Here is a 22347-nt window from a genome sequence, read left to right as displayed (position 1 = left end):
TTGGAGGTTTTGAAATGATTGGAATTATTGGTGCAATGCAAGAAGAAGTTGCCATCTTAAAAGGTGATATGCAAAATTTATCAACTGAAAAAATTGCGCATGTTGAAATTTATAAAGGTCAATTGTATGGTAAAGATGTTGTATTGATGCAAAGTGGAATTGGTAAAGTTAATGCGACGATATGTACGACACTTATGATTCAACATTTTGAGCCTGAAATGATTATTAACACAGGTTCTGCAGGTGGTTTAGGCCAAGATTTAGCAGTTGGTGACATCGTCGTATCAAAATCAGTAATGCATCATGATGTAGATGCATCTGCATTTGGTTATGAATTAGGACAAGTACCTATGATGCCTGTTAAATACGAAGCTGATGAGAACTTAATCAAATTAGCGACTCAGGCGATTAAAGACAATGCATTGAATGCAAAGTTAGGTTTAATTGTTTCGGGAGATAGCTTTATTGGTACTCAAACTCAAAAAGAAACAATCATTTCAAATTTAAAAGATGTGTTAGCTGTTGAAATGGAAGCTGCTGCAGTTGCGCAAACTTGTTATCAATTTAACGTACCGTTTATCATTACAAGAGCGATATCTGATTTAGCCAATGGTGATGCGGGTGTGACATTTGAAGAGTTTTTAAAAGTGGCTTGCGTATCAAGTTCTAAAATTGTAAAATCATTATTAGAGACTATTTCATAGATGGAGGTAATATCATGATCTTCTTTATGGCATTATCAGTTATTGCGACTGCAATTATTGGATTTATTATTTATTCTGGTACAGAAATTGAAGCTGCACCAAATGAAATAAACGAATAATTTCACGAAAAGGTTGAGTGAAAACTCAACCTTTTTTGATGAAATTTATTCAAATAAGGGTATAGGAAATTATGGAGGTGCATCAATGAGTATCATTTCAAAATATTTATTACCAAGCAAATATGCAAAATCAATTTTTGAGATTACACCTGAAGAGTTAAAAGGTAGAGGTGTTAAAGCAATCATTACAGATTTAGATAATACTTTAGTTGGTTGGGACGTTAAACTTGCAACGGATGAAGTTGTACAGTGGTTTAATGATATGAGTGAAGCAGGCATTAAAATTACTATTGTATCTAATAATAATCAAACTCGTGTTTCTACTTTTGCAACACCATTAAAGGTTGATTATATTTTCGATGCAAAGAAACCTATGGGACATGCTTTCAAAAAAGCATGTGTAAAAATGGGCGTAACACCGAGTGAAACAGTTGTGATTGGCGATCAAATGATGACTGATGTTTTAGCAGCCAATTCAAATGGGTTTTACTCGATTATGGTTGTTCCAGTTAAATCTAATGACGAATGGAAAACAAAAGTTAATCGTATGATGGAACGTAAATTTTTAGCTTATTTTAAACGTAAAGGTATGATTAATTGGGAAGAATAAAGAGGTAATTTTACCTCTTTACATTTTTCTTTAATTGTTTTATTATTAATTACATCATCATATGCGGGTGTAGTTTAGTGGTAAAACCTCAGCCTTCCAAGCTGATGTTGTCGGTTCGATTCCGATCACCCGCTTACTTAAGTTCCAAGGTCTCCTTGGAACTTCTTTTTTTGCTAAAAAGAGTTATGTATTAAAGAATATGATAAAATAGAAAAAAACAAATCGTAGGAGGAAATGTGTGAGTAACGAACAAAAATGTATCGGTTGTGGCGCAATATTACAATCTGATGATCCAAATTTACCAGGGTATGTACCAAAATCTAGTTTAAATAAAGAAGATGTAATATGTAAAAGGTGTTTCAGATTGAAACATTATAATGAAATTCAAGATGTTGATTTAACAAGTGATGATTTTTTAACGATGTTGAATGCTTTAAGTACCCGTGAAGGAATCATTGTTAATGTTGTAGATGTATTTGATTTTCAAGGCTCATGGATTAATGGTTTAAAACGTATTGTAGGAAATAAAAAAATTATATTAGCAGCAAATAAAATGGATTTATTACCTAAACTCATCAATAAACGACGTGTTCAATTGTGGATTGAAAAATTAGCAAAAGAACTTGGTATGAAACCTGATGCAGTCGTACTTATATCTGCAGAAAAAAATCATGGTATTGATGAATTGCTTGAAACTATTGCATCACTACGTGAAGGTAAAGACGTTTATGTTGTCGGAACAACAAATGTCGGCAAATCGACATTAATTAATAAACTTATTGAATCAAGTATCGGTGAAAAGAACGTCATTACTACAAGTCATTTCCCTGGTACGACTCTAGATTTAATAGATATTCCATTAGGTGATGGCACTTTTATGTATGATACTCCGGGTATTATTCAAAGTCATCAAATGACACATTACGTGACTGATAAAGAATTAAAGGTAATTATGCCAAAATCGGAAATTAAACCTAAAAATTATCAATTAAATGAAGGACAAACTTTATTTTTAGGTGGATTAGTACGTGTAGATTATGTTCAAGGTGGAAGAAGAAGCTTAAATTGCTTTGTATCAAATTTACTGAATATACACCGAACAAAAACTGAAAATGCACAAAGTTTATGGGAACGCCAAGTGGGTGATTTGTTGACACCACCAGGAGACCAGCAATTTGATTTTAACAATATTAAAAAGACCATTTTAAGTACGAAGAATGTAAAACAAGATATTATCATTTCAGGTCTAGGATTTATTACAGTTGATGCTGGTGCTGTATTGGAAGTTTACGCACCAAGTGAAGTCAATGTATATTTAAGACCAAGTATATTGTAGGTGATTTTATGAAGTTTGCTGTAATAGGTCATCCGATTTTACACTCACTATCACCATTGATGCATCATGCAAATTTTAAAGCGCTGAATCGTGATGATGAATATATAGCATTAAATATTGATCCCAATCATTTTCATCACATTAAAGACATTATCAATCAATCACAGCTAGATGGATTTAATGTAACGATTCCGTATAAGGTAGATATCATGCAATATTGTGATGAAATTGATCTATTAGCCCAAAAAATTGGTGCAGTGAATACTGTAGCAATTCAAGATGGAAAATGGATTGGATACAATACTGATGCTGATGGATATATCATGGATTTAAAACAAAATTGTAATATAGATTATATTAAGCAAGTACTCATCATCGGTGCTGGCGGTGCAAGTCGTGCACTTGCTACAAAATTATATGATTTAGGATGTAATATCACTATCACTAACCGATCACAAAATAGATTGTCTGATTGGAAAATTCCAACTGAATATATTGCATTAAGTGATATCAATAAAATAGATTTAAAACAATTTCAATTGATTATTAATACAACCCCAGTTGGGATGAGTGGTTTTAATAATGAAATGCTTATTGATTTAAATCATTGTCAAAAAGATACAATGATCAGCGATATTATATATAATCCAGCTGAAACAGAATTTTTGAAACAAGCAAAAGATTTAAAATTACCTTATTTTAATGGATTAGGTATGTTTGTAAATCAAGGTGCATTAAGTTTTAAATATTGGACAGGTATTGATGCTAATAGAGAAGCTATGAAAGCAGCTGTAATAAAAAAATTAAATTTATAAGGAGAATAATATGTTAACTGGTAAGCAAAAAAGATATTTAAGAGGACAAGCACATCATTTGGACCCTATTTTTCAAATTGGAAAAGGTGGAATCAATGATAACTTAATTGAACAACTGAATGATGTTTTAGAAAAAAGAGAGTTAATCAAAGTCAGTGTATTGCAAAATAATTTGGATGATAAAGATGAATTAGCAGAAACGATCGCAAGACGTGTTTATGGTGAGTTAGTGCAAGTTATTGGGTCAACAATCATTTTATACAAACCATCAAAAAATCATAAAAAAATTGAATTACCACGATGAGTATTGTTTTATTTGGAGGTAGTTTTGATCCGATACATATCGGACATATGATTATCGCAAATGAAGTCAATGAAAAGTATCGACCTGATTATTTTTACTTTGTACCAACTAAAAAAAGTCCTTTGAAAAATCATGGACCAATTGCAGATGATACAAGTAGAGTTGAGATGATTCAAGCAGCGATTAAACATTTGGGATTTGGTCATTTATTAGACTTTGAAATTTTAAGAAACGAAGTAAGTTATACTTACCACACAGTGCAACACATCCAACAAGTCCATCCAAATCAAAGCATTTATGTTGTTATTGGTGAAGACCAATATGAACAATTGGAACAATGGTATCAATATCAATGGTTAATAGAAAATTGTACATTTATCATTGTGAATCGGGTTAATCAACATGTATCAGTTGATATTGATAAAATACAAGTGATAAATATACCTCAAGTTCTAATCAGTTCAACAGTGATTCGTAAGAGAATCAGTCGTCATCAAACTTGTCGGTTATGGGTAATTGATGAGGTAATTGAAATCATAAAGCGAGGTCAATTATATGAAAGTTAAAAAAGCGATGAAATTGGTAGAAGAAAAATTGCCTAAAAAAAGATATCAACATTCGTTAAGAGTAGCAGAAACAGCTAAGCAACTTGCAGATATTTTTCATGGTGATAAGGATATTTGCGAAATGGCAGGTATTTTACATGACTACTTTAAATATGATGATTTGAGTGAGCTCTACCAAAAAGTTACGAAATATAAACTAGAAACTGAATTGTTAGCTTACAGTTCAGAAATATTGCATGGACCAGTAGCGGCAGCATACTTTAAAAATGAACACAATATTGATAATCAAGAAATATTTGATGCTATATATTTTCACACTACAGGCCGAAGACAAATGGGTTTAAATGAAAAAATCATTTTTGTTTCAGATTATATTGAACCCGAGCGTACTCAGCCTGGTGTAGAAGAAATTCGTGATATGATATATAAAGAAAAAGATATTGATAAAGCGATTTACGAAATATCTAAACGAACAGTATTATATTTAGTTGCCGGTGACAAAACCATTTATCCTGCAACAATTGATTGTTTAAACTACTATAATTTACAAAAATAATTAAAAGGAATGATGAAATGGATTCTAAATCATTATTAAATTTAAGTGTTAAAGCATGTGATGATAAGCGTGCAGAGGATATTATAGCGATTGACGTAAAAAATGTCACAGGGATTACAGATTATTTTGTAGTATGCCACGGTAATTCAGAAAGACAAGTACAAGCGATTGCTAGAGAAGTGAAAGATGCTGCTCAAAAAGAAGGCATAAATGTGAATCGATTAGAAGGATTTAATGAAGCACGTTGGATTCTAGTTGATTTAGGCGATGTAGTTGTACATGTTTTCCATCATGAAGAACGAGATTATTACAAATTAGAAAGACTTTACCGAGATCAAGAAATCTTTACATTCGAGTTGGAAACTGCAAATGGACTATAGTCATTTTTCAAATGTATATGATTTGTTTATGTATGATCAACCTTATGAGACGTGGTATGAAATTGTAAAACCGTATGTTAATGAAGACCAAAAGTTGTTAGATATTGGTGCTGGTACAGGGAATTTTTTGCAGTGTTTTAATGAAAATATCACATTATATGGTTTGGATAAAAGTGAAGCTATGGTTCAAAAAGGGCAATTGAAATTACCTCATGTCCATTGGTCAACTCAAGATATGACGGATTTTCAAATTGATACACAGTTTGATGTCATCACATGTTTTTGCGATAGTTTGAATTACTTAACGGATATTGAATCTGTTCATCAAGCATTTATTCAAATGTATCACCATTTAAAATTTGATGGGAAGCTTATTTTTGATATGCATGCTATTCAAAAGTTTTATCAATACTTTCAAAATGAAGTTTATGTTGATGAAATAGAGGAAGGTATGTATATTTGGAAAGCCATTTCAGATGAAGATCATATTGTTCATCATGAAATGACATTTTTTATTAAGGATACAGATCAAAAATATGTTCGCTTTGACGAACATCATACTCAAAAAGTTTATTTTGTTGATGAAATTCAACAATTATTAGAGAATATTGGTTTTGAAATAGAAACCATTTTTGCAGATTTTGATTTAAATAACACTATTGATGAAACTTCTGATTATGATATGAATGAAGAAATTGAAAGAATATTTTTTATTGCTACGAAAAGTGAATAAAATTAACTTTTATTTCTTACAAATAAAAGTAAAACAATCACCTTCAACGATATTACTGTTGGGGGTGTTTTTTTGGATAGAATTAAAGATTATATTTTACAAAGAAAAGTATTGTTAGGTTGTGCGATGGTAATCGTTTTATTATTTTTTATCATTTTTCAAATCTCAAAATCAACTCAAAGTGACAATGTGCAATTTGTAGAAAATAATTCAAAGCAATTGGCAACATTAAAACAAAGCGAAACCAATCAAAGTAAACAAAGTGAAGCTTTGTCTTCGAATCAAGTTAAAGAAATAAAAGTGGATATTAAAGGTGCAGTTCAATATCCAGGTGTTTATCCAGCAAAAACGTCACAAAGGATTAATGAAGTGATTGGACTAGCAAAACCATTAGAAAATGCCGATTTAGAATGGGTAAATTTGTCTCAACCATTGTATGATGGGCAGGTTGTTTATATTCCTTATAAAGGTGAGGTACATCAAAATAAATTTGAAATGTATCAACAAAATAATGCACAATCAAATTCAAAACAAGCCAATCAACAAAAAATAAATATTAATCAAGCAGATCAATCAGCTTTGGAACAAATTCCAGGTATTGGACCTAAAAAAGCACAAGAAATCATGCAATATAGAGATGCACATCAAGGATTTAAATCGATTGATGAAATTAAAGAAATAAAAGGGATTGGTGAAAAAACATTTGAACAATTAAAAGAATATATCGAAGTATAATTGCATCCTAAAATAATTAGAATTACAATTGTATAAAATGGACATTAGGGGTGTAATCATGGAAAGAATTCAATGGAATGAATATTTTATGGCGCAAAGCCAATTATTGGCGTTAAGATCGACGTGTACGCGCTTGAAAGTAGGCGCAACAATCGTTAAAGACAATCGCATCATTGCTGGTGGATATAATGGTTCTGTAGCTGGAGAAGCACATTGTATAGATGTTGGATGTTATATCGAAAATGGACATTGCATTAGAACTATCCACGCAGAAATGAATGCATTATTGCAATGTTCTAAAATGGGTGTATCAACGGAGGGGAGTACTGTTTATGTAACGCATTTTCCATGCATACATTGTACTAAATCACTCATTCAAGCAGGTATTAAAAAAATATGTTATGCGGCGGATTACAAAAACCATCCATATGCGATTCAATTACTTGAGCAAGCCAATATTGAAACTGAAAAAATTGAATTTGATCCAAATGATTTAATGACTTATTTTATGCAATCGTAATAGATTGGAGTCATATGTTCATAATATATGTGTTCGCTATCATTTGTGGCGTATTGTTCCATGTTGATATTTGGAGTAGTATGCTCGTGTTTATAATTAGTGGTGTCATTGCGTTACGAAAGCAACTTTTACACCACTTTTTTTATAGTTTTGTATTGATGATACTTTCTTTTTTTCACTTGAATGATTATTTTCAAATAGAAAAAGGACCGTTTTTATATGATCAACAAACAAAGTTAACTCAAACTATGAAATCACAATGGGTAAGGTTCAATGATGATTTATTGATCAATGGTGACCAGTTTAAAGGGACGTTTCAAATTCAAAATAAAACATATCAATTTTACTATTATATCCATGATGAGCAAGCGATAGATGCATTAAAAAAACAATTGCCGTTTATGAAAAGTTGCCAAGTTGGATTTAAAGATAGTGAAGTGTTACCAAATACAAATCATGATGGTTTTGATTACAGAAAATATTTATTGCAAAATCATATAGATGGTATTGTTAAGGTTACCAATTTTGATTTAACACAATGCAAATCAATACCATTGAATCTACATGATTCTATTTTGAAATATCGATCAAACATGATTGAAAAAATCAATGTACTTCCGTTTAAGTACAAAGACTATTTTATTGCCTTAACAGTAGGAGATACGAAGTACTTATCATCGGAAGCGTTATATCAACTAAAATTACTTGGTATATATCATTTATATGCTGTTAGTGGTTCTCATGTATCAATCATTTCTGTTGTTTTATATTATTGTTTGAAGCGATGTTACGTCCCTATATGGGTCAGTAAAAGTATTGTTTTAGCAATCTTACCTTGTTTTATATTATTAACAGGTGCAGCACCATCTGTATTAAGAGCTGCTTTATTTATTATGATCGTATTAAGTTTATATCAATATCGTATTTCATTGCTAAGTTGCCTTTCGATAAGTTTTATTTTGAATTGGTTGATGGACGCAAAGGTTGTTTTAGATATCGGTTTTCAACTGTCTTATTTAATTAGTTATGCTTTTATTGTGTTGATGCATATGTTGAATAATAAACCTTTCTTTATTTCATTATTAATTTCAACTTGTATTAGCCAAGTTGTAACCATGCCATTAATTTTATATCATTTTAATAGCATATATTTTATAGGTATGCTTACAAACTTAATTTTTGTGCCACTTTTTTCTGTGCTTATTTTTCCATTAGCAATCTGCATTTTACTTTATTTAATGATTTTTAATCATATGCCTCAATTATTTATTCATCTTTTTGACTTATGTTTTGAAATTAATATGACCTTAACTCATTGGTTTATGGCGTTTCCAAATTTAGAATGGATTGTTGGTTTTCAACCTAAGATTGTATATGTTTTAATGACATTTTTTATATTAATGATGTTTCATAAAAAATATCATCGGTATTTTATTGTTTTATTTATTATGATGGTGGTTTTGATAGAAATGAGAAGTGGAAATGAAAGGATACATTTCTTAGATGTCAACCAGGGTGATAGTACTTTAATAGAATCACATCATCAAGTAATGCTTATTGATACGGGGGGTAAAATAGCATTTAATCAGCATAAAATTCAAAGACATAAAGAAAATACTCTAGCTGATCAGTCTATTATTCCATTTTTGAAATATCATCAACTAAGAAATATTGATTATTTACTTATTACGCATCCGGATTTTGATCACTTCGGTGAAGCGGAACGATTAATTCAACATTATTATGTGAAGCATTTGATTTTGAAACGGAACAGTCAACATGTCCATAAATATGATTCGTTATTACGTTTGGCGGAAAAATATCACGTTAAAATCATCGATGCTGAAACAATTAAGTCAATCCATTTAAACAACATTTCTATTGAGCTATTAAATACTTTAGTAAATCATGAAGATGAAAATGAAGAAAGTATAATTTTGAATTTAAAGCACCAAAATAATCAAAGTTTTTTATTTATGGGTGATTTAGGGCAAGAAGGAGAACAAAAAGTAATTGAATCTTTAAATAAGTCGATTTTAGGGATAAAAATCGGTCATCATGGCAGTAAGACAAGTACGTCAGATGCTTTACTTGATCATTTTTTGCCTAAAGTCGCCATTATTTCAGCAGGAAGAAACAATCGCTTTGGACACCCACATAATGAAACCTTGGTTAAATTAAATCAAAGGAATATAAATATTTTGGATACGAGAATTTATGGCAGAATTACTTATGATTTTAAAAAAGGTTGGAGCAATCGTTTACAAGAGTACGAGGGAAAATAAGTTAAGTGTAAAAAAATTGCAAAATAAAAAAACTTGAGAAATCTCTCAAGTTTTATTTACCTGCTACTAAATCGAAAATTTGAGCAATGATGTAGATTGTAGCAAATCCGCCAAATGCGAACATAAATGCCATTCCAGAATCGTGCACATCATTATTTTTAGATTGTACATTTTTTTCAAAAAGATTCATAACCCAACCTCCTAATGAATAATTTAAGTATATGATACTATGACAAAAAAAGCTATAATGAAATTAAGATTTTTATAAGGAGTGGTTGTTTGACGCACATATATCTTGTATATGGGAGTACAAAACCTCTTGTAGACAAAAAAATATCTGAAGTAATTGAGCATCATATTCATCAAAAAGATGAATTTAATTACAGTCAGTATGAATTAAAAGAAGTTTCATTTTCACAAATAGCAGAAGATGCAATGACGTTTCCTTTTTTAAGTGATTGTAAAGTGATCCACATCAAGGACAGTTACATTTTCACAGGTGAAAAGGTAAAAACAGCAATTGAGATTAACATTGAAGATGTATTAAGTTTTTTAGAACAATTTAGTGGACCAAATATTGTGATTTTTGAAGTGAACCAAGATAAATTAGATGAACGAAAAAAAATTGTAAAAACAATTAAAAAGCTTCATGAAGTCATACAAATAGAACCTTTAAATGAAGAGGGGACTAAAGCATTAATTAAACAAGCACTCAATGATGTTTATAAAGATATTAAAGCAGACGCATTAAATGCATTGATTGAATTAACAGGTATTCAATATGACATTATTACAAAAGAATTAGACAAAGTTTTATTATTTGTTGGGGATGAACCCGTTATTACAAAAAAACATATTGAATCGGTTGTTAGTAGAAGTTTAGAACAAAATGTATTTTTATTAACAGAATTCATTATAAAAGGTCAAAAACAAAAAGCGATTCATTTATTAAAAGATTTAATCCAGATGAAGGAAGAACCTATAAAGTTATTAGCTTTAATTACAGGACAATATCGATTGTTTTATCAAGCGAAGATACTTAAAGAAAAAGGTTATTCAGAATCACAAATTGCTAAGCAGTTGAAAGTTCATCCTTATAGAGTGAAACTGGCATTAAGAAATATTAATAAATTAAGCTTAAATCATTTATTAAAAATAATAGATTCGTGTGCAGAAACAGACTATCAATTAAAATCATCTTACATGGATAAAGATTTAATTTTAGAATTATTTATATTAAAAATATAAAAAAAGACTGATGCAGATGCATCAGTCTTTAATCTATTACTTAGATTTCATCACTTGTGATTTTAAACGGTCAGCTTTATTAGAATGGATTAAGTTGCTTTTCGCAGCTTTATCAATTTTCTTAACAGCTAAGTTTACTAATTCTTGTTTATTATCAGCATTGTTTTCTACTGCAGCTTTAGCAGCTTTTACAGCAGTACGCATTTCGTTCTTTTGAGAAATGTTAGCGTCTTGTGCTTTTTTGCTTGTAGTAACACGTTTGATAGCAGATTTAATGTTTGGCATAATGTCACCTCCTAAAAAAGTTCGTTCAGCTCAAATTAGAATTTGATTGCAACAAGAAATATTTTAACAAATAGTTGGCATAGTTGCAATGTATATTTTAAAACTGATTGAAGTCATTTGATTATGTTGATATAATCTTATTTAATGACTATGAAAGAAAGTTGGACATTTAATGAACAATAATGATCGATTAAAAAGGCAAGAAAAAATAAGAAACTTCTCTATTATTGCTCATATAGACCACGGAAAGTCTACATTAGCGGATAGAATATTAGAAAATACAAAATCGGTTGCATCTAGAGAAATGAAATCTCAATTACTAGATTCAATGGATTTAGAGCGTGAACGTGGTATTACGATTAAATTAAATGCTGTTCAATTAAATTATACAGCTAAAGATGGTGAAACATATATTTTCCATTTAATCGATACGCCTGGACATGTCGATTTCACATATGAAGTATCAAGAAGTTTAGCAGCATGTGAAGGTGCAATTCTTGTTGTAGATGCAGCACAAGGTATTGAAGCACAAACATTAGCAAACGTATATTTAGCTTTGGATAATGATTTAGAACTTTTACCAGTTATTAATAAAATTGATTTACCTGCAGCGGAGCCTGAACGTGTTCGTCAAGAAATTGAAGACGTGATTGGTTTAGATGCAAGTGAAGCGGTACTAGCATCAGCAAAAGCAAACATTGGAATTGATGAAATTTTAGAACAAATCGTTGAGAAAGTACCCGCGCCAATGGGAGATCCAGAAGCACCTTTAAAAGCTTTAATCTTTGATAGTGCATTCGATGCTTATCGCGGTGTTATCTCATCTATTCGTATTATGGATGGTACGGTTAAAGCTGGCGATAAAATTAAAATGATGGCGACAGGAAAAGAATTTGAAGTTGTTGAAGTTGGTATAAATACGCCAAAACAATTACCTGTAGCTGAGTTAACAGTTGGTGATGTAGGTTATATTACAGCATCTATTAAAAATGTAGGGGATTCTCGTGTCGGTGATACGATTACACACGCAGATCGTCCAGCACCGGAACCGTTACAAGGTTATAAAAAAATGAATCCGATGGTATTCTGTGGTATTTATCCAATCGATACTGGTAAATATAATGATTTAAGAGAGGCACTTGAGAAACTACAATTAAATGATGCTTCTTTAGAATTTGAAGCAGAAACATCACAAGCTTTAGGATTTGGTTTCCGTGTGGGATTCTTAGGTTTATTACATATGGAAATCATTCAAGAACGTATTGAACGTGAGTTTGGTATTGAGTTGATTGCAACAGCACCAAGTGTTATTTATAAATGTGGTATGACAGATGGATCTGAAATCATCGTTGATAATCCTTCTAAAATGCCTGACCCACAAAAGATTGATAAAATTTATGAACCTTATGTGAAAGCAAGCATTATGGTGCCAAACGATTACGTTGGTGCAGTCATGGAATTATGTCAAAAGAAACGTGGTATTTTCCAAACGATGGATTATTTAGATGATATCCGTGTGAATATCATTTATGAAGTGCCGTTATCAGAAGTTGTATTTGACTTCTTTGATCAATTAAAATCAAATACAAAAGGTTATGCATCTTTTGATTATGAATTAATTGGTTATAAAGAAAGTCGATTGGTAAAAATGGATATTCTTTTAAACGGGGATACAGTGGATGCTTTAAGTTTCATCGTTCATAGAGATTTTGCGTATGAACGTGGTAAAGTCATCGTTGAAAAATTAAAAACATTAATTCCGCGTCAACAATTTGAAGTACCTGTGCAAGCAGCCATTGGTCAAAAAATAATTGCAAGAACAAATATCAAATCAATTGGTAAGAACGTACTTGCAAAATGTTACGGTGGAGATATTTCGCGTAAACGTAAATTATTAGAAAAACAAAAAGCTGGTAAAGCGAAAATGAAAGCTGTTGGATCGGTAGAGATTCCACAAGATGCATTCTTAGCAGTGTTAAAAATGGATGAAGATTAAGAGACTGGTATCAACCCAGTCTTTTATTATTAGGAGGTATGCATGAATAGTTTATATATTCATATTCCGTTTTGTAATCGCATATGTACTTACTGTGACTTTAATAAGTTTTTAATTAAAAACCAACCAGTTGATGCTTATATTGATTGTTTAATACAAGAATTAGATCAAATTCAAGATGAACAACTTAATACAGTATTTATAGGTGGTGGTACACCAACCGCACTAAACGAAACACAACTGACTAAGTTATTGACATACATCCAGAACAAATTTGAAATACTTACTGAATTTACGATTGAAGCAAACCCAGACGAATTAACAGAACAGAAAATTAAGTTAATGAAGGATTTTGGCGTTAATCGATTAAGTTTAGGTGTTCAAACATTTAATGAACGCTTATTAAAGAGCTTAGGACGAACACATCAAGAAAATGATATTTATAATGCCGTAAATGCTGCAAAAAAATGGGGGATTCCATCTGTTAGTTTAGATTTGATGTACCATTTACCAACACAAACAATCGATGAAATGAAGTCTGACTTAATAAAGGCAGTTCAAATGGACATTGATCATATATCAAGTTACTCATTAATTTTAGAACCCAAAACGCAATTTTATAATATGTATAGAAAAGGATTGCTTCAAATGAGTGACGATAATTTAGCAAAATCAATGTATGAAACGACGATGCAAATATTAAATGCACATGGGTTTTATCAATATGAAATATCAAATTATGCAAAACCTGGACATGAATCCATTCATAATCAAGTGTATTGGGAGAATAAAACGTATTTTGGTGCAGGTGCTGGAAGCCATGGCTATATTAATGGAGAACGTTATTATAATATTGCACCAGTTCCGCACTATATCAAAGCGATGCAACAACATCAAAATGTTGTAAAAGAACGTATTCCAGTGGATGAAATGGCATCAATGGAAGAATTTATGTTTTTAGGATTGCGATTAAATAAAGGTATATCTATTGAAGTGTTTAATCAAAGATATCAAAAGTCTTTTGATGAAGTTTTTGGTAAAGTGACTAATCAACTTATTAAAGATCAATTAATAGAAATAGTGAACAATCATGTGCGTTTAACCCAGCAGGGAAGAATGATAGGTAATGATGTATTTGAAAAGTATTTGCTAACGATTTAGCGAATACTTTTTTTGTTTTAATATTTTTTAAATACGTGAGCATAAAAAATTGACATACTTTGACCAATTTGATAAATTAATATTAGCACTTGAGGTAATAGAGTGCTAAAGAGGTGAAATATGCTAACAGATAGACAATTACATTTGTTAAACGTAATTGTTGAAGATTTTGTTGACAGCGGCACACCAATCGGTTCAAAGGCATTACTTGATTCACATCAATTAAATGTTTCTGCCGCAACGATAAGGGCAGAAATGAAAAAATTAGAGGAATTTGGATTGATTGAAAAGACACATTCATCTTCTGGTAGAATGCCTTCGGAAGCGGGTTATAAATTTTATGTTGAAACGCTGCAAAATGATGATCGTTTCACAGAAAAACAATTCGATCATCAAATCGACTTTCAATCACTTGCTAGAGCGATTGCGAATGAAACACATTATTTATCAGTTGCTGCCAGTTTAGTAACCGATTCAGAAGCGATTTCACAAATCCATTTGACCTATTTAACACCTACTAAATTAGTGTTAATTATCGTCTATAAAAATGGACAAGTTGAACATCAACAAATTTCATGGCAAGTACGTTTAACACGTCAAGAGCTTGAAAGACTTAATAATTACTTAAATGAGAATTTAGTGCGATTATCTGAAATGGGTCCAGGTGAATTGCCCCAAAATATTAAGCAATTACCTTTGAGCTATTTAAAAAGAGAAATCGTAAAAAAAACACAATCAACAAAACAATCATTGTATTTTGAAGGAAGAGAGTATCTATATGATATGATGGGGCCGGATAATTTAAATGCAGTTAAAGAAACCTTAAAATTAATCGAATCCAATCATATTGATACGCTAATTCAGAAATTGAATGATGAGAAATTATTTTTAACTCATGGTAGTGAAATTGATCCAGTATTAAATGGTATTTCTATCGTATCTGCGCCTTTAAAGGTTAAGCATCAACAAGGTAAAATTGCCGTTATTGGACCTACAAATATGAGTTACAAAAAGGTATTTCATCATCTAATGAATGTTTATCGACAACTATAAAAAGGAGGCAATTTGATTGTCTAAAGAAGAAAAGCACATAGATGAAGAGAAATTAAACGAAACAGAAAAGGATCTTAATGAAACAATCAGTGAAGAAGCATCTGAGATAAATGAAGAGATTGTAAATGAAGCAGCAACTGAAGAAACATCATCAAACGATGAAGTAAATGAGTTGACTGAAAAATTGCAACAAGCTGAAGAGAAATATTTAAGATTGTATGCAGAATTTGAAAACTACAAAAAGAGAACACGTGCAGAATTAGATACTGAACGTGCTTATCGTTCTCAAAGTGTTTTAAGAGACATTTTACCTGCACTTGATAATATCGAACGTGCATTAGCACAAAAAGGTGAAAGTGCAGAATTCAAATCTTTACATAAAGGTGTAGAGATGGTTTATGAAAGCTTATTAAATTCACTGAAAGAAAACGGTCTTGAAGTGATAGAAGCCCTTGATCAACCGTTTGATCCTAATTTCCATCAAGCTGTGATGCAAGAAAGTAATCCTGAAAAAGCATCAGGTATTGTTTTAGAAGAATTACAAAAAGGCTATAAATTAAAAGAGCGCGTTTTACGTGCATCGATGGTAAAAGTAAACGAGTAATCGTTGAAAATATAAAAATATTACAAAAGATTTATTGAAAAAATGGAGGAATTATATAATGAGTAAAGTAATCGGAATTGACTTAGGAACAACAAATTCATGTGTATCTGTATTAGAAGGTGGCGAGCCTAAAGTAATCGCAAATCCAGAAGGTAATCGTACAACTCCATCAGTTGTTGCATTTAAAAATGGAGAAACACAAGTTGGTGAAGTAGCAAAACGCCAAGCAATTACAAATCCAAACACAATCATTTCAATTAAACGTCATATGGGTACAGATCATAAAGAAAATATTGAGGGAAAACAATATTCACCACAAGAAATTTCAGCAATGATTTTACAAAACTTAAAAGCTACTGCAGAAGCTTACTTAGGTGAAAAAGTTTCTAAAGCTGTTATTACAGTACCTGCATACTTTAATGATGCTGAGCGTCAAGCTACAAAAGATGCTGGTAAAATCGCAGGTCTAGAAGTTGAACGTATTATTAACGAACCAACAGCTGCAGCGTTAGCTTATGGTTTAGATAAAACAGATAAAGAACAAAAAGTATTAGTATTCGACTTAGGTGGCGGTACTTTCGACGTTTCTATTTTAGAATTAGGTGATGGTGTATTCGAAGTATTATCTACTGCAGGTGATAACCGTTTAGGTGGAGATGATTTCGACCAAGTTATCATTGACTACTTAGTAGAAGAATTCAAAAAAGAAAATGGTTTAGATTTATCAAATGACAAAATGGCGATGCAACGATTAAAAGATGCAGCTGAAAAAGCAAAAAAAGATTTATCAGGTGTATCATCAACTCAAATTTCATTACCATTCATTTCAGCTGGTGAAGCTGGTCCATTACACTTAGAAGTTACATTATCTCGTGCAAAATTTGAAGATTTATCACGTAACTTAGTAGAACGTACAATGGGTCCAACACGTCAAGCAATGCAAGATGCTGGTCTTTCTAAATCTGATATTGACGAAGTATTATTAGTTGGTGGTTCAACACGTATCCCAGCTGTACAAGAAGCAATCAAAAAAGAATTAGGTAAAGAACCAAATAAAGGCGTTAACCCTGATGAAGTAGTAGCGATGGGTGCTGCTATTCAAGGTGGTGTATTAACTGGTGATGTACAAGATATCGTATTATTAGACGTTACACCTTTATCATTAGGTATTGAAACAATGGGTGGCGTGTCTACAGTTTTAATCGAACGTAACACAACAATTCCAACATCAAAATCACAAGTATTCTCGACTGCAGCTGATAACCAACCAGCAGTAGATATTCACGTGTTACAAGGTGAACGTCAAATGGCAGCAGACAACAAAACATTAGGTCGCTTCCAATTAACAGACATTCCACCAGCACCACGTGGTGTTCCTCAAATCGAAGTGACATTTGATATCGATAAAAACGGTATCGTTAATGTAACAGCAAAAGATTTAGGTACTCAAAAAGAACAAAAAATTACAATTCAATCATCTTCTTCATTAAGTGATGAAGAAATTGAACGTATGGTTAAAGATGCAGAAGCAAATGCTGAAGCAGATAAAAAACGTCGTGAAGAAGTAGATTTACGTAATGAAGCAGATCAAATGATTTTTGCGACAGATAAAGCAATTAAAGATTTAGAAGATAAAGTTGAAGCTTCTGAAAAAGAAAAAGCTGAAGCTGCAAAAGCAGATTTACAAAAAGCACTAGAAGGTAATGATATTGAAGAAATTAAAGCGAAAAAAGATGCTTTAAATGAAGTTGTTCAATCATTATCAATGAAACTTTATGAGCAAATGGCACAAGCACAACAAGGTGCTGAGGGACAACCTGAAGCTTCTAAACAAGATGATGTTGTAGATGCTGACTTCACTGAAGTGAAAGACGACGACAAAAAATAATATGAACAGATGAAGTCAAAGTCAATTTATTGGCTTTGGCTTTTTCTTTTAAAAAAAGATATAAACTGATATAGTGTAATAGAATTTAAAAAGGAGAATGAATGTGGCTAAAAGAGATTATTATGAAGTATTAGGACTTCAAAAAGGTGCATCTAAAGAAGAAATTAAACGTGCATATAAAAAATTATCAAAGAAATATCATCCTGATATCAATAAAGAGCCAGATGCTGATGAGAAATTTAAGGAAATTGCAGAAGCATATGAAGTATTAAGTGATGAGCAAAAGAAAGCACAATATGATCAATTTGGTCATGCCGGAATGGGTCAAGGTGCAGGCTTTGGTGGTGCTGATTTCGGTGGTTTCGGTGGTTTTGAAGATATCTTTTCAAGCTTCTTTGGTGGTGGCGCAAGACGTGATCCGAACGCACCACGTAAAGGTGATGATCTTCAATATCAAATGAACGTTTCATTTGAAGAAGCGGTATTTGGTGTTGAAAAAGAAATTTCAGTGAAAAAAGAAGTAGCATGTGATACATGTAATGGGTCAGGTGCGAAACCGGGTACAAAAGTGAATACATGTCAAACATGTCATGGTCGTGGTCAAGTTCATGTTGAACAAAATACACCGTTTGGACGAGTTAGAACAGAAAGAACGTGTCCTGACTGTAGTGGGACAGGTAAAACATTCGAAGAGAAATGTCATGACTGTCATGGAACAGGTCGCGTCGTGAAAACAGTAAAAATCAAAGTCAATGTACCAGCTGGTGTTGATAATGGCCAACAAATCCGTTTATCTGGTCAAGGTGAACCAGGTATCAACGGTGGACCTCAAGGTGATTTATATGTTGTGTTCCGTGTTATGCCAAGTGATAAATTTGAGCGTGAAGGTGACGATTTATTCTATAAATTAGATTTAACAATCGCTCAGGCAGCTTTAGGTGATGAAATAGAAGTGCCAACATTGACAGGTAAAGTTGTATTAACAATTCCTGCGGGTACCCAAACAGGTAAACGTTTTAGATTACGAGATAAAGGTGTTAAAAATGTTCATGGCTATGGCCAAGGTGACTTATACGTAACAGTTAATGTTAAAACACCTGTAAAAATGACAAATCGTCAAGCAGAATTATTAAGAGAATTTGCAGAAATTGATGGCACAGATATAACAGAACAGCCATCAAATTTCTTCGATAAGACAAAACGCTTCTTTAAAGGAGAATAAATATGAATTATAAAGAAATCACAATGATGATTAATCATGAATTAGAGCCATATATTGCAGAAATACTAAATGAAGTAGGTGCAAATGGCGTCGTAATTGAAGACAGTAAAGAACTTGAAATCGGTCGCATAGAAACTTACGGTGAAATATACGAACTTGATCCGAATGATTATCCTGAAGAAGATGTACGTGTAAAAGTCTATTTTTCTGAATTTGATTATAATGATGGGATTATTGATCAAATCAAAGAAAAAATTCATGATTTAAAAGATGTACCAGTTTCAAGACTTGAATTTAGTACTGGTGATATTGAAGACGAAGATTGGGCAAATGAATGGAAAAATCATTTTCATGCATTTAAAGCATCAGAACGCTTTGTCGTTGTACCAAGTTGGGAAACTTATGAAAGACAATCGGATGATGAATTAATTATTGACTTAGATCCTGGAATGGCATTTGGTACAGGAGATCATGCTACAACTTCTATGTGTTTGAAGCTTGCAGAAAAATATGTTCAACCCAACAAATCTGTCATTGATGTAGGTACTGGGTCTGGGATATTATCAATTGCAGCACACATGTTAGGGGCAAAAGATATTAAAGCATTAGACTTAGATCAAGTAGCAGTTCAAGTAGCGATTGACAACTTTAAGAAAAATCATTGTGAGAACTTTATAGAAGCACAACCTGGAAATTTATTAGTTGGGGAGACTAAGAAAAGAGATATTATTTTTGCTAACATTTTAGCGCATATTGTAGATATGATGATTGATGATAGTTATGCACTATTGAACGAAAATGGACTAATCATTACTTCAGGTATTATTGATGAAAAAGAACAAATGATTGTGGAACATTTAGAACGTGTGGGTTATACAATCGTTGAAATCATGCGTGAAAAAGGTTGGGTTGCAATCGTAGCTAGAAAAGAGGTATAACATGCAAAGATACTTCTTAAATGCAGATGGCGTATTGAATCAACACTATCAAATCATCGATAAAGATGATATACATCATATCAAGAATGTTATGCGACAAAATCTAAATGATCAATTCATCGTGAATTTTGATAATGCAGTTATGGTTGGTAAGATCACTGAAATCGCAGACACAATCACATTTCATACGATAGAGCAATTGGATATTCAGACTGAACTGCCTGTTCAAGTTACAATTGCAAGTGGATTATTAAAGAATGATAAATACGAATGGATGATACAAAAAGCAACCGAACTTGGCGCATCGAAGTTTATCCCATTTATTAGTGATCGAACAATAATTAAAGTCGATGACAAGAAGATGCACAAAAAAATAGAGCGCTTTGAGAAGATTGTAAAAGAAGCAGCAGAGCAAAGTTATAGACAAGTGATTCCTAATATTGAATTTGTCAAAAATTCAAAAGCACTTGTTGAAAAAATTCAATCATTTGATCACGTCTTTATTGCTTATGAAGAAGTGGCAAAGTCAGGTGAAACAAAATCATTTGTTAATGCATTAAATAGTGTAGAACAAGGACAATCTATATGCATTATTTTTGGCCCTGAGGGAGGACTATCTGAACAAGAGGTTGCAATGTTTGGTGGCCAAACAATTGGTTTAGGACCTAGAATATTACGTGCAGAAACAGCACCTCTTTATGCATTATCAGCAATGAGTTATCAATTAGAACTTAAATAAGCCTAATTTCGAGCAAACTTACTTTTTTTATAAAGTGAGTTTGCTTTTTTAATTTATAATGTACAATCATTCACATTGAAAAAATAACTGTTTCATGGTATTTTAATATAATGCAAAGAATTTTAAATGAGGTGAACCTATGTCAACTGTTGCCTTTCATACATTAGGATGTAAAGTAAACCATTATGAAACTGAAGCGATTTGGCAATTGTTTAAAGAAGCGAATTATGAACGTGTTGATTTTGAAACAAATGCAGACGTTTATGTCATTAATACATGTACCGTTACAAATACTGGAGATAAAAAGAGTCGTCAAGTGATTCGTCGTGCCATTAGACGTAATCCAGATGCTGTTATTTGTGTTACTGGCTGTTATGCACAAACTTCATCTGCTGAAATTATGGATATTCCAGGTGTAGATATTGTTGTGGGTACGCAAGATCGTAATAAAATGTTACCATATATTGAACAATATCGAACTGAGCGTAAACCAATAAATGGTGTTACAAATATTATGAAAAATAGAACATATGAAGAGTTAGACGTACCATATTTTACAGATAGAACGCGAGCATCTTTAAAAATACAAGAAGGTTGCAATAATTTCTGTACGTTTTGTATTATTCCATGGGCGCGTGGTTTAATGCGTTCTAGAGATCCTAAAGAGGTTGTTAGACAAGCAACACAATTGGTACAATCAGGGTATCAAGAAATTGTTCTAACAGGTATTCATACTGGTGGATATGGTGAGGATTTAAAAGATTATAATTTAGCACAATTATTACGTGATTTAGAAACGATTGATGGTTTAAAACGTATTCGTATTTCATCAATTGAGGCATCTCAATTAACAGATGAAGTCATCGATGTAATCGATAAAAGTGAAAAAGTCGTTCGTCACTTACATATTCCATTACAATCAGGTAGTGATACAGTATTAAAACGTATGCGTCGTAAATATACGATGGCGCACTTCTCTGAAAGATTGCAAAAGTTACATGCCATTATGCCTGGACTTGCTGTTACGAGTGATGTTATTGTTGGATTCCCTGGAGAAACTGAAGAAGAATTTCAAGAAACTTATGATTTTATTTTAAATCACGGATTTAGTGAGTTACATGTCTTTCCGTATTCAATGAGAACAGGAACGCCAGCTGCAAGAATGACTGACCAAATTGATGAAAGTGTTAAAAACGAACGTGTTCATCGCTTGATTGAACTTTCAGATCAACTTGCAAAAGAATACGCGAGTCGTTTTGAAGGTGAAGTATTAGAAGTGATTCCTGAAGAAAAAGCTTCAGAAGGTAATTTATTAGTAGGTTATAGTGATAATTATTTAAAAATCCAATTTGAAGGTCAAGAAGACCTTATTGGACAACTGGTAAAAGTAAAAGTTACAAAAGCAGGTTACCCGATTAATGAAGGTACTTTTGTAAAAGTGATTGAAAACAATATTTTTTCAAGTAAAAACGATCATGTAATGGCATCTATGTAAAATAGAGTGTTGACCATTAATTTTTGTTATTATATAATGTTTTAGTACATAGAAT

General features: G+C 31.9%; 24 protein-coding genes and 1 tRNA gene. 23 read left to right on the top strand and 2 right to left on the bottom strand.

Going from position 1 to position 22347, the window contains the following annotated elements; genetic code table 11:
- Window positions 1-14: 14 nt before the first annotated feature.
- From ER639_RS03605 to ER639_RS03545, 13 genes are all read left to right on the top strand, one after another.
- Window positions 15-704, top strand: coding sequence for a 5'-methylthioadenosine/adenosylhomocysteine nucleosidase (locus tag ER639_RS03605; protein WP_129064385.1), 690 nt, complete (start codon window positions 15-17; stop codon window positions 702-704).
- 204 nt (window positions 705-908) lie between these two features.
- A complete protein-coding gene (locus ER639_RS03600) occupies window positions 909-1433 on the top strand; it encodes a YqeG family HAD IIIA-type phosphatase (RefSeq protein WP_129064384.1) in 525 nt (174 codons plus the stop codon).
- A 63-nt stretch (window positions 1434-1496) separates the two neighbouring features.
- Window positions 1497-1567 (top strand) — tRNA-Gly (locus ER639_RS03595).
- A 104-nt stretch (window positions 1568-1671) separates the two neighbouring features.
- The gene (gene yqeH / locus ER639_RS03590) at window positions 1672-2769 is read left to right on the top strand and encodes a ribosome biogenesis GTPase YqeH (RefSeq protein ID WP_129064383.1); all 1098 of its coding nucleotides are present in this window, start codon (window positions 1672-1674) and stop codon (window positions 2767-2769) included.
- A gap of 8 nt (window positions 2770-2777) precedes the next feature.
- Entirely contained in the window at window positions 2778-3584 is an 807-nt protein-coding gene (gene aroE, locus ER639_RS03585) for a shikimate dehydrogenase (RefSeq protein ID WP_129064382.1), read from the top strand.
- A 10-nt stretch (window positions 3585-3594) separates the two neighbouring features.
- The gene (gene yhbY, locus ER639_RS03580; RefSeq protein WP_129064381.1) at window positions 3595-3888 is read left to right on the top strand and encodes a ribosome assembly RNA-binding protein YhbY; all 294 of its coding nucleotides are present in this window, start codon (window positions 3595-3597) and stop codon (window positions 3886-3888) included.
- Window positions 3885-4454, top strand: coding sequence for a nicotinate (nicotinamide) nucleotide adenylyltransferase (gene nadD / locus ER639_RS03575; protein WP_129064380.1), 570 nt, complete (start codon window positions 3885-3887; stop codon window positions 4452-4454). The genes yhbY and nadD overlap by 4 nt, the downstream gene beginning before the upstream one ends.
- On the top strand, window positions 4444-5010 hold the full coding sequence (gene yqeK, locus ER639_RS03570; RefSeq protein ID WP_129064379.1) for a bis(5'-nucleosyl)-tetraphosphatase (symmetrical) YqeK: 567 nt from the start codon (window positions 4444-4446) through the stop codon (window positions 5008-5010). Before nadD ends, yqeK begins: the two co-directional genes overlap by 11 nt.
- Before the next feature lie 17 nt (window positions 5011-5027).
- A complete protein-coding gene (gene rsfS, locus ER639_RS03565) occupies window positions 5028-5390 on the top strand; it encodes a ribosome silencing factor (RefSeq protein WP_129064378.1) in 363 nt (120 codons plus the stop codon).
- Entirely contained in the window at window positions 5380-6123 is a 744-nt protein-coding gene (locus ER639_RS03560; RefSeq protein WP_129064377.1) for a class I SAM-dependent DNA methyltransferase, read from the top strand. The genes rsfS and ER639_RS03560 overlap by 11 nt, the downstream gene beginning before the upstream one ends.
- A gap of 72 nt (window positions 6124-6195) precedes the next feature.
- Window positions 6196-6858 (top strand): ComEA family DNA-binding protein, encoded by a 663-nt coding sequence (locus ER639_RS03555; RefSeq protein WP_129064376.1) that lies wholly within the window; start codon window positions 6196-6198, stop codon window positions 6856-6858.
- A 58-nt stretch (window positions 6859-6916) separates the two neighbouring features.
- A complete protein-coding gene (locus tag ER639_RS03550) occupies window positions 6917-7378 on the top strand; it encodes a ComE operon protein 2 (protein WP_129064375.1) in 462 nt (153 codons plus the stop codon).
- Window positions 7379-7464: 86 nt separating this feature from the next.
- Window positions 7465-9663 (top strand): DNA internalization-related competence protein ComEC/Rec2, encoded by a 2199-nt coding sequence (locus tag ER639_RS03545; RefSeq protein ID WP_164993343.1) that lies wholly within the window; start codon window positions 7465-7467, stop codon window positions 9661-9663.
- A 52-nt stretch (window positions 9664-9715) separates the two neighbouring features.
- Here the strand turns inward: ER639_RS03545 and ER639_RS03540 are convergent, their stop codons facing one another.
- Complete coding sequence (locus ER639_RS03540; RefSeq protein WP_129064373.1) at window positions 9716-9853, bottom strand: YqzM family protein; 138 nt, start codon at window positions 9851-9853, stop codon at window positions 9716-9718.
- A gap of 89 nt (window positions 9854-9942) precedes the next feature.
- Between ER639_RS03540 and holA the strand changes: the two genes are divergently transcribed.
- Window positions 9943-10911 (top strand): DNA polymerase III subunit delta, encoded by a 969-nt coding sequence (gene holA, locus ER639_RS03535; RefSeq protein ID WP_240663981.1) that lies wholly within the window; start codon window positions 9943-9945, stop codon window positions 10909-10911.
- A gap of 36 nt (window positions 10912-10947) precedes the next feature.
- On the opposite strand, the gene rpsT is transcribed toward holA, so the two are convergent.
- Window positions 10948-11196, bottom strand: a complete 249-nt coding sequence (gene rpsT / locus ER639_RS03530) for a 30S ribosomal protein S20 (RefSeq protein WP_129064371.1) — start codon at window positions 11194-11196, stop codon at window positions 10948-10950.
- 172 nt (window positions 11197-11368) lie between these two features.
- Here rpsT and lepA point away from each other — a divergent pair, with 172 nt between their 5' ends.
- From lepA to mtaB, 9 genes are all read left to right on the top strand, one after another.
- Window positions 11369-13192: a translation elongation factor 4 gene (lepA, locus tag ER639_RS03525; protein WP_129064370.1), complete on the top strand. Its 1824-nt coding sequence runs from the start codon at window positions 11369-11371 to the stop codon at window positions 13190-13192.
- Window positions 13193-13234: 42 nt separating this feature from the next.
- Window positions 13235-14353 carry a radical SAM family heme chaperone HemW gene (gene hemW / locus ER639_RS03520; RefSeq protein WP_129064369.1) on the top strand — a complete coding sequence of 373 codons (1119 nt, stop codon included), beginning with the start codon at window positions 13235-13237 and terminating at the stop codon, window positions 14351-14353.
- A gap of 120 nt (window positions 14354-14473) precedes the next feature.
- A complete protein-coding gene (hrcA, locus tag ER639_RS03515; protein WP_129064368.1) occupies window positions 14474-15406 on the top strand; it encodes a heat-inducible transcriptional repressor HrcA in 933 nt (310 codons plus the stop codon).
- A 16-nt stretch (window positions 15407-15422) separates the two neighbouring features.
- The gene (gene grpE, locus ER639_RS03510) at window positions 15423-16010 is read left to right on the top strand and encodes a nucleotide exchange factor GrpE (RefSeq protein WP_129064367.1); all 588 of its coding nucleotides are present in this window, start codon (window positions 15423-15425) and stop codon (window positions 16008-16010) included.
- A 58-nt stretch (window positions 16011-16068) separates the two neighbouring features.
- The gene (gene dnaK / locus ER639_RS03505) at window positions 16069-17898 is read left to right on the top strand and encodes a molecular chaperone DnaK (RefSeq protein ID WP_129064366.1); all 1830 of its coding nucleotides are present in this window, start codon (window positions 16069-16071) and stop codon (window positions 17896-17898) included.
- Window positions 17899-18001: 103 nt separating this feature from the next.
- Window positions 18002-19120 (top strand): molecular chaperone DnaJ, encoded by a 1119-nt coding sequence (gene dnaJ / locus ER639_RS03500; protein WP_129064365.1) that lies wholly within the window; start codon window positions 18002-18004, stop codon window positions 19118-19120.
- A gap of 2 nt (window positions 19121-19122) precedes the next feature.
- The gene (prmA, locus tag ER639_RS03495; protein ID WP_129064364.1) at window positions 19123-20058 is read left to right on the top strand and encodes a 50S ribosomal protein L11 methyltransferase; all 936 of its coding nucleotides are present in this window, start codon (window positions 19123-19125) and stop codon (window positions 20056-20058) included.
- A gap of 1 nt (window position 20059) precedes the next feature.
- Window positions 20060-20797: a 16S rRNA (uracil(1498)-N(3))-methyltransferase gene (locus ER639_RS03490; protein ID WP_129064363.1), complete on the top strand. Its 738-nt coding sequence runs from the start codon at window positions 20060-20062 to the stop codon at window positions 20795-20797.
- 139 nt (window positions 20798-20936) lie between these two features.
- Window positions 20937-22292, top strand: a complete 1356-nt coding sequence (gene mtaB, locus ER639_RS03485) for a tRNA (N(6)-L-threonylcarbamoyladenosine(37)-C(2))-methylthiotransferase MtaB (protein ID WP_129064362.1) — start codon at window positions 20937-20939, stop codon at window positions 22290-22292.
- Window positions 22293-22347 lie beyond the last annotated feature (55 nt).

Source organism: Macrococcus sp. DPC7161 (assembly GCF_004117835.1).
Classification (GTDB): domain Bacteria; phylum Bacillota; class Bacilli; order Staphylococcales; family Staphylococcaceae; genus SDSC01.
Note: the sequence above shows the minus strand (reverse complement) of the source record. Positions and strands in the feature narration are given on the sequence as shown.

Coding starts and splice junctions, on each gene's coding strand:
- rpsT (WP_129064371.1), bottom strand. CDS start 11,196: ATGCCAAACATTAAATCTGCTATCAAACGTGTTACTACAAGCAAAAAA.
- prmA (WP_129064364.1), top strand. CDS start 19,123: ATGAATTATAAAGAAATCACAATGATGATTAATCATGAATTAGAGCCA.
- dnaK (WP_129064366.1), top strand. CDS start 16,069: ATGAGTAAAGTAATCGGAATTGACTTAGGAACAACAAATTCATGTGTA.
- rsfS (WP_129064378.1), top strand. CDS start 5,028: ATGGATTCTAAATCATTATTAAATTTAAGTGTTAAAGCATGTGATGAT.
- yqeK (WP_129064379.1), top strand. CDS start 4,444: ATGAAAGTTAAAAAAGCGATGAAATTGGTAGAAGAAAAATTGCCTAAA.
- ER639_RS03540 (WP_129064373.1), bottom strand. CDS start 9,853: ATGAATCTTTTTGAAAAAAATGTACAATCTAAAAATAATGATGTGCAC.
- ER639_RS03550 (WP_129064375.1), top strand. CDS start 6,917: ATGGAAAGAATTCAATGGAATGAATATTTTATGGCGCAAAGCCAATTA.
- ER639_RS03560 (WP_129064377.1), top strand. CDS start 5,380: ATGGACTATAGTCATTTTTCAAATGTATATGATTTGTTTATGTATGAT.
- ER639_RS03490 (WP_129064363.1), top strand. CDS start 20,060: ATGCAAAGATACTTCTTAAATGCAGATGGCGTATTGAATCAACACTAT.
- ER639_RS03605 (WP_129064385.1), top strand. CDS start 15: ATGATTGGAATTATTGGTGCAATGCAAGAAGAAGTTGCCATCTTAAAA.
- hrcA (WP_129064368.1), top strand. CDS start 14,474: ATGCTAACAGATAGACAATTACATTTGTTAAACGTAATTGTTGAAGAT.
- lepA (WP_129064370.1), top strand. CDS start 11,369: ATGAACAATAATGATCGATTAAAAAGGCAAGAAAAAATAAGAAACTTC.
- yhbY (WP_129064381.1), top strand. CDS start 3,595: ATGTTAACTGGTAAGCAAAAAAGATATTTAAGAGGACAAGCACATCAT.
- nadD (WP_129064380.1), top strand. CDS start 3,885: ATGAGTATTGTTTTATTTGGAGGTAGTTTTGATCCGATACATATCGGA.
- ER639_RS03600 (WP_129064384.1), top strand. CDS start 909: ATGAGTATCATTTCAAAATATTTATTACCAAGCAAATATGCAAAATCA.
- aroE (WP_129064382.1), top strand. CDS start 2,778: ATGAAGTTTGCTGTAATAGGTCATCCGATTTTACACTCACTATCACCA.
- hemW (WP_129064369.1), top strand. CDS start 13,235: ATGAATAGTTTATATATTCATATTCCGTTTTGTAATCGCATATGTACT.
- mtaB (WP_129064362.1), top strand. CDS start 20,937: ATGTCAACTGTTGCCTTTCATACATTAGGATGTAAAGTAAACCATTAT.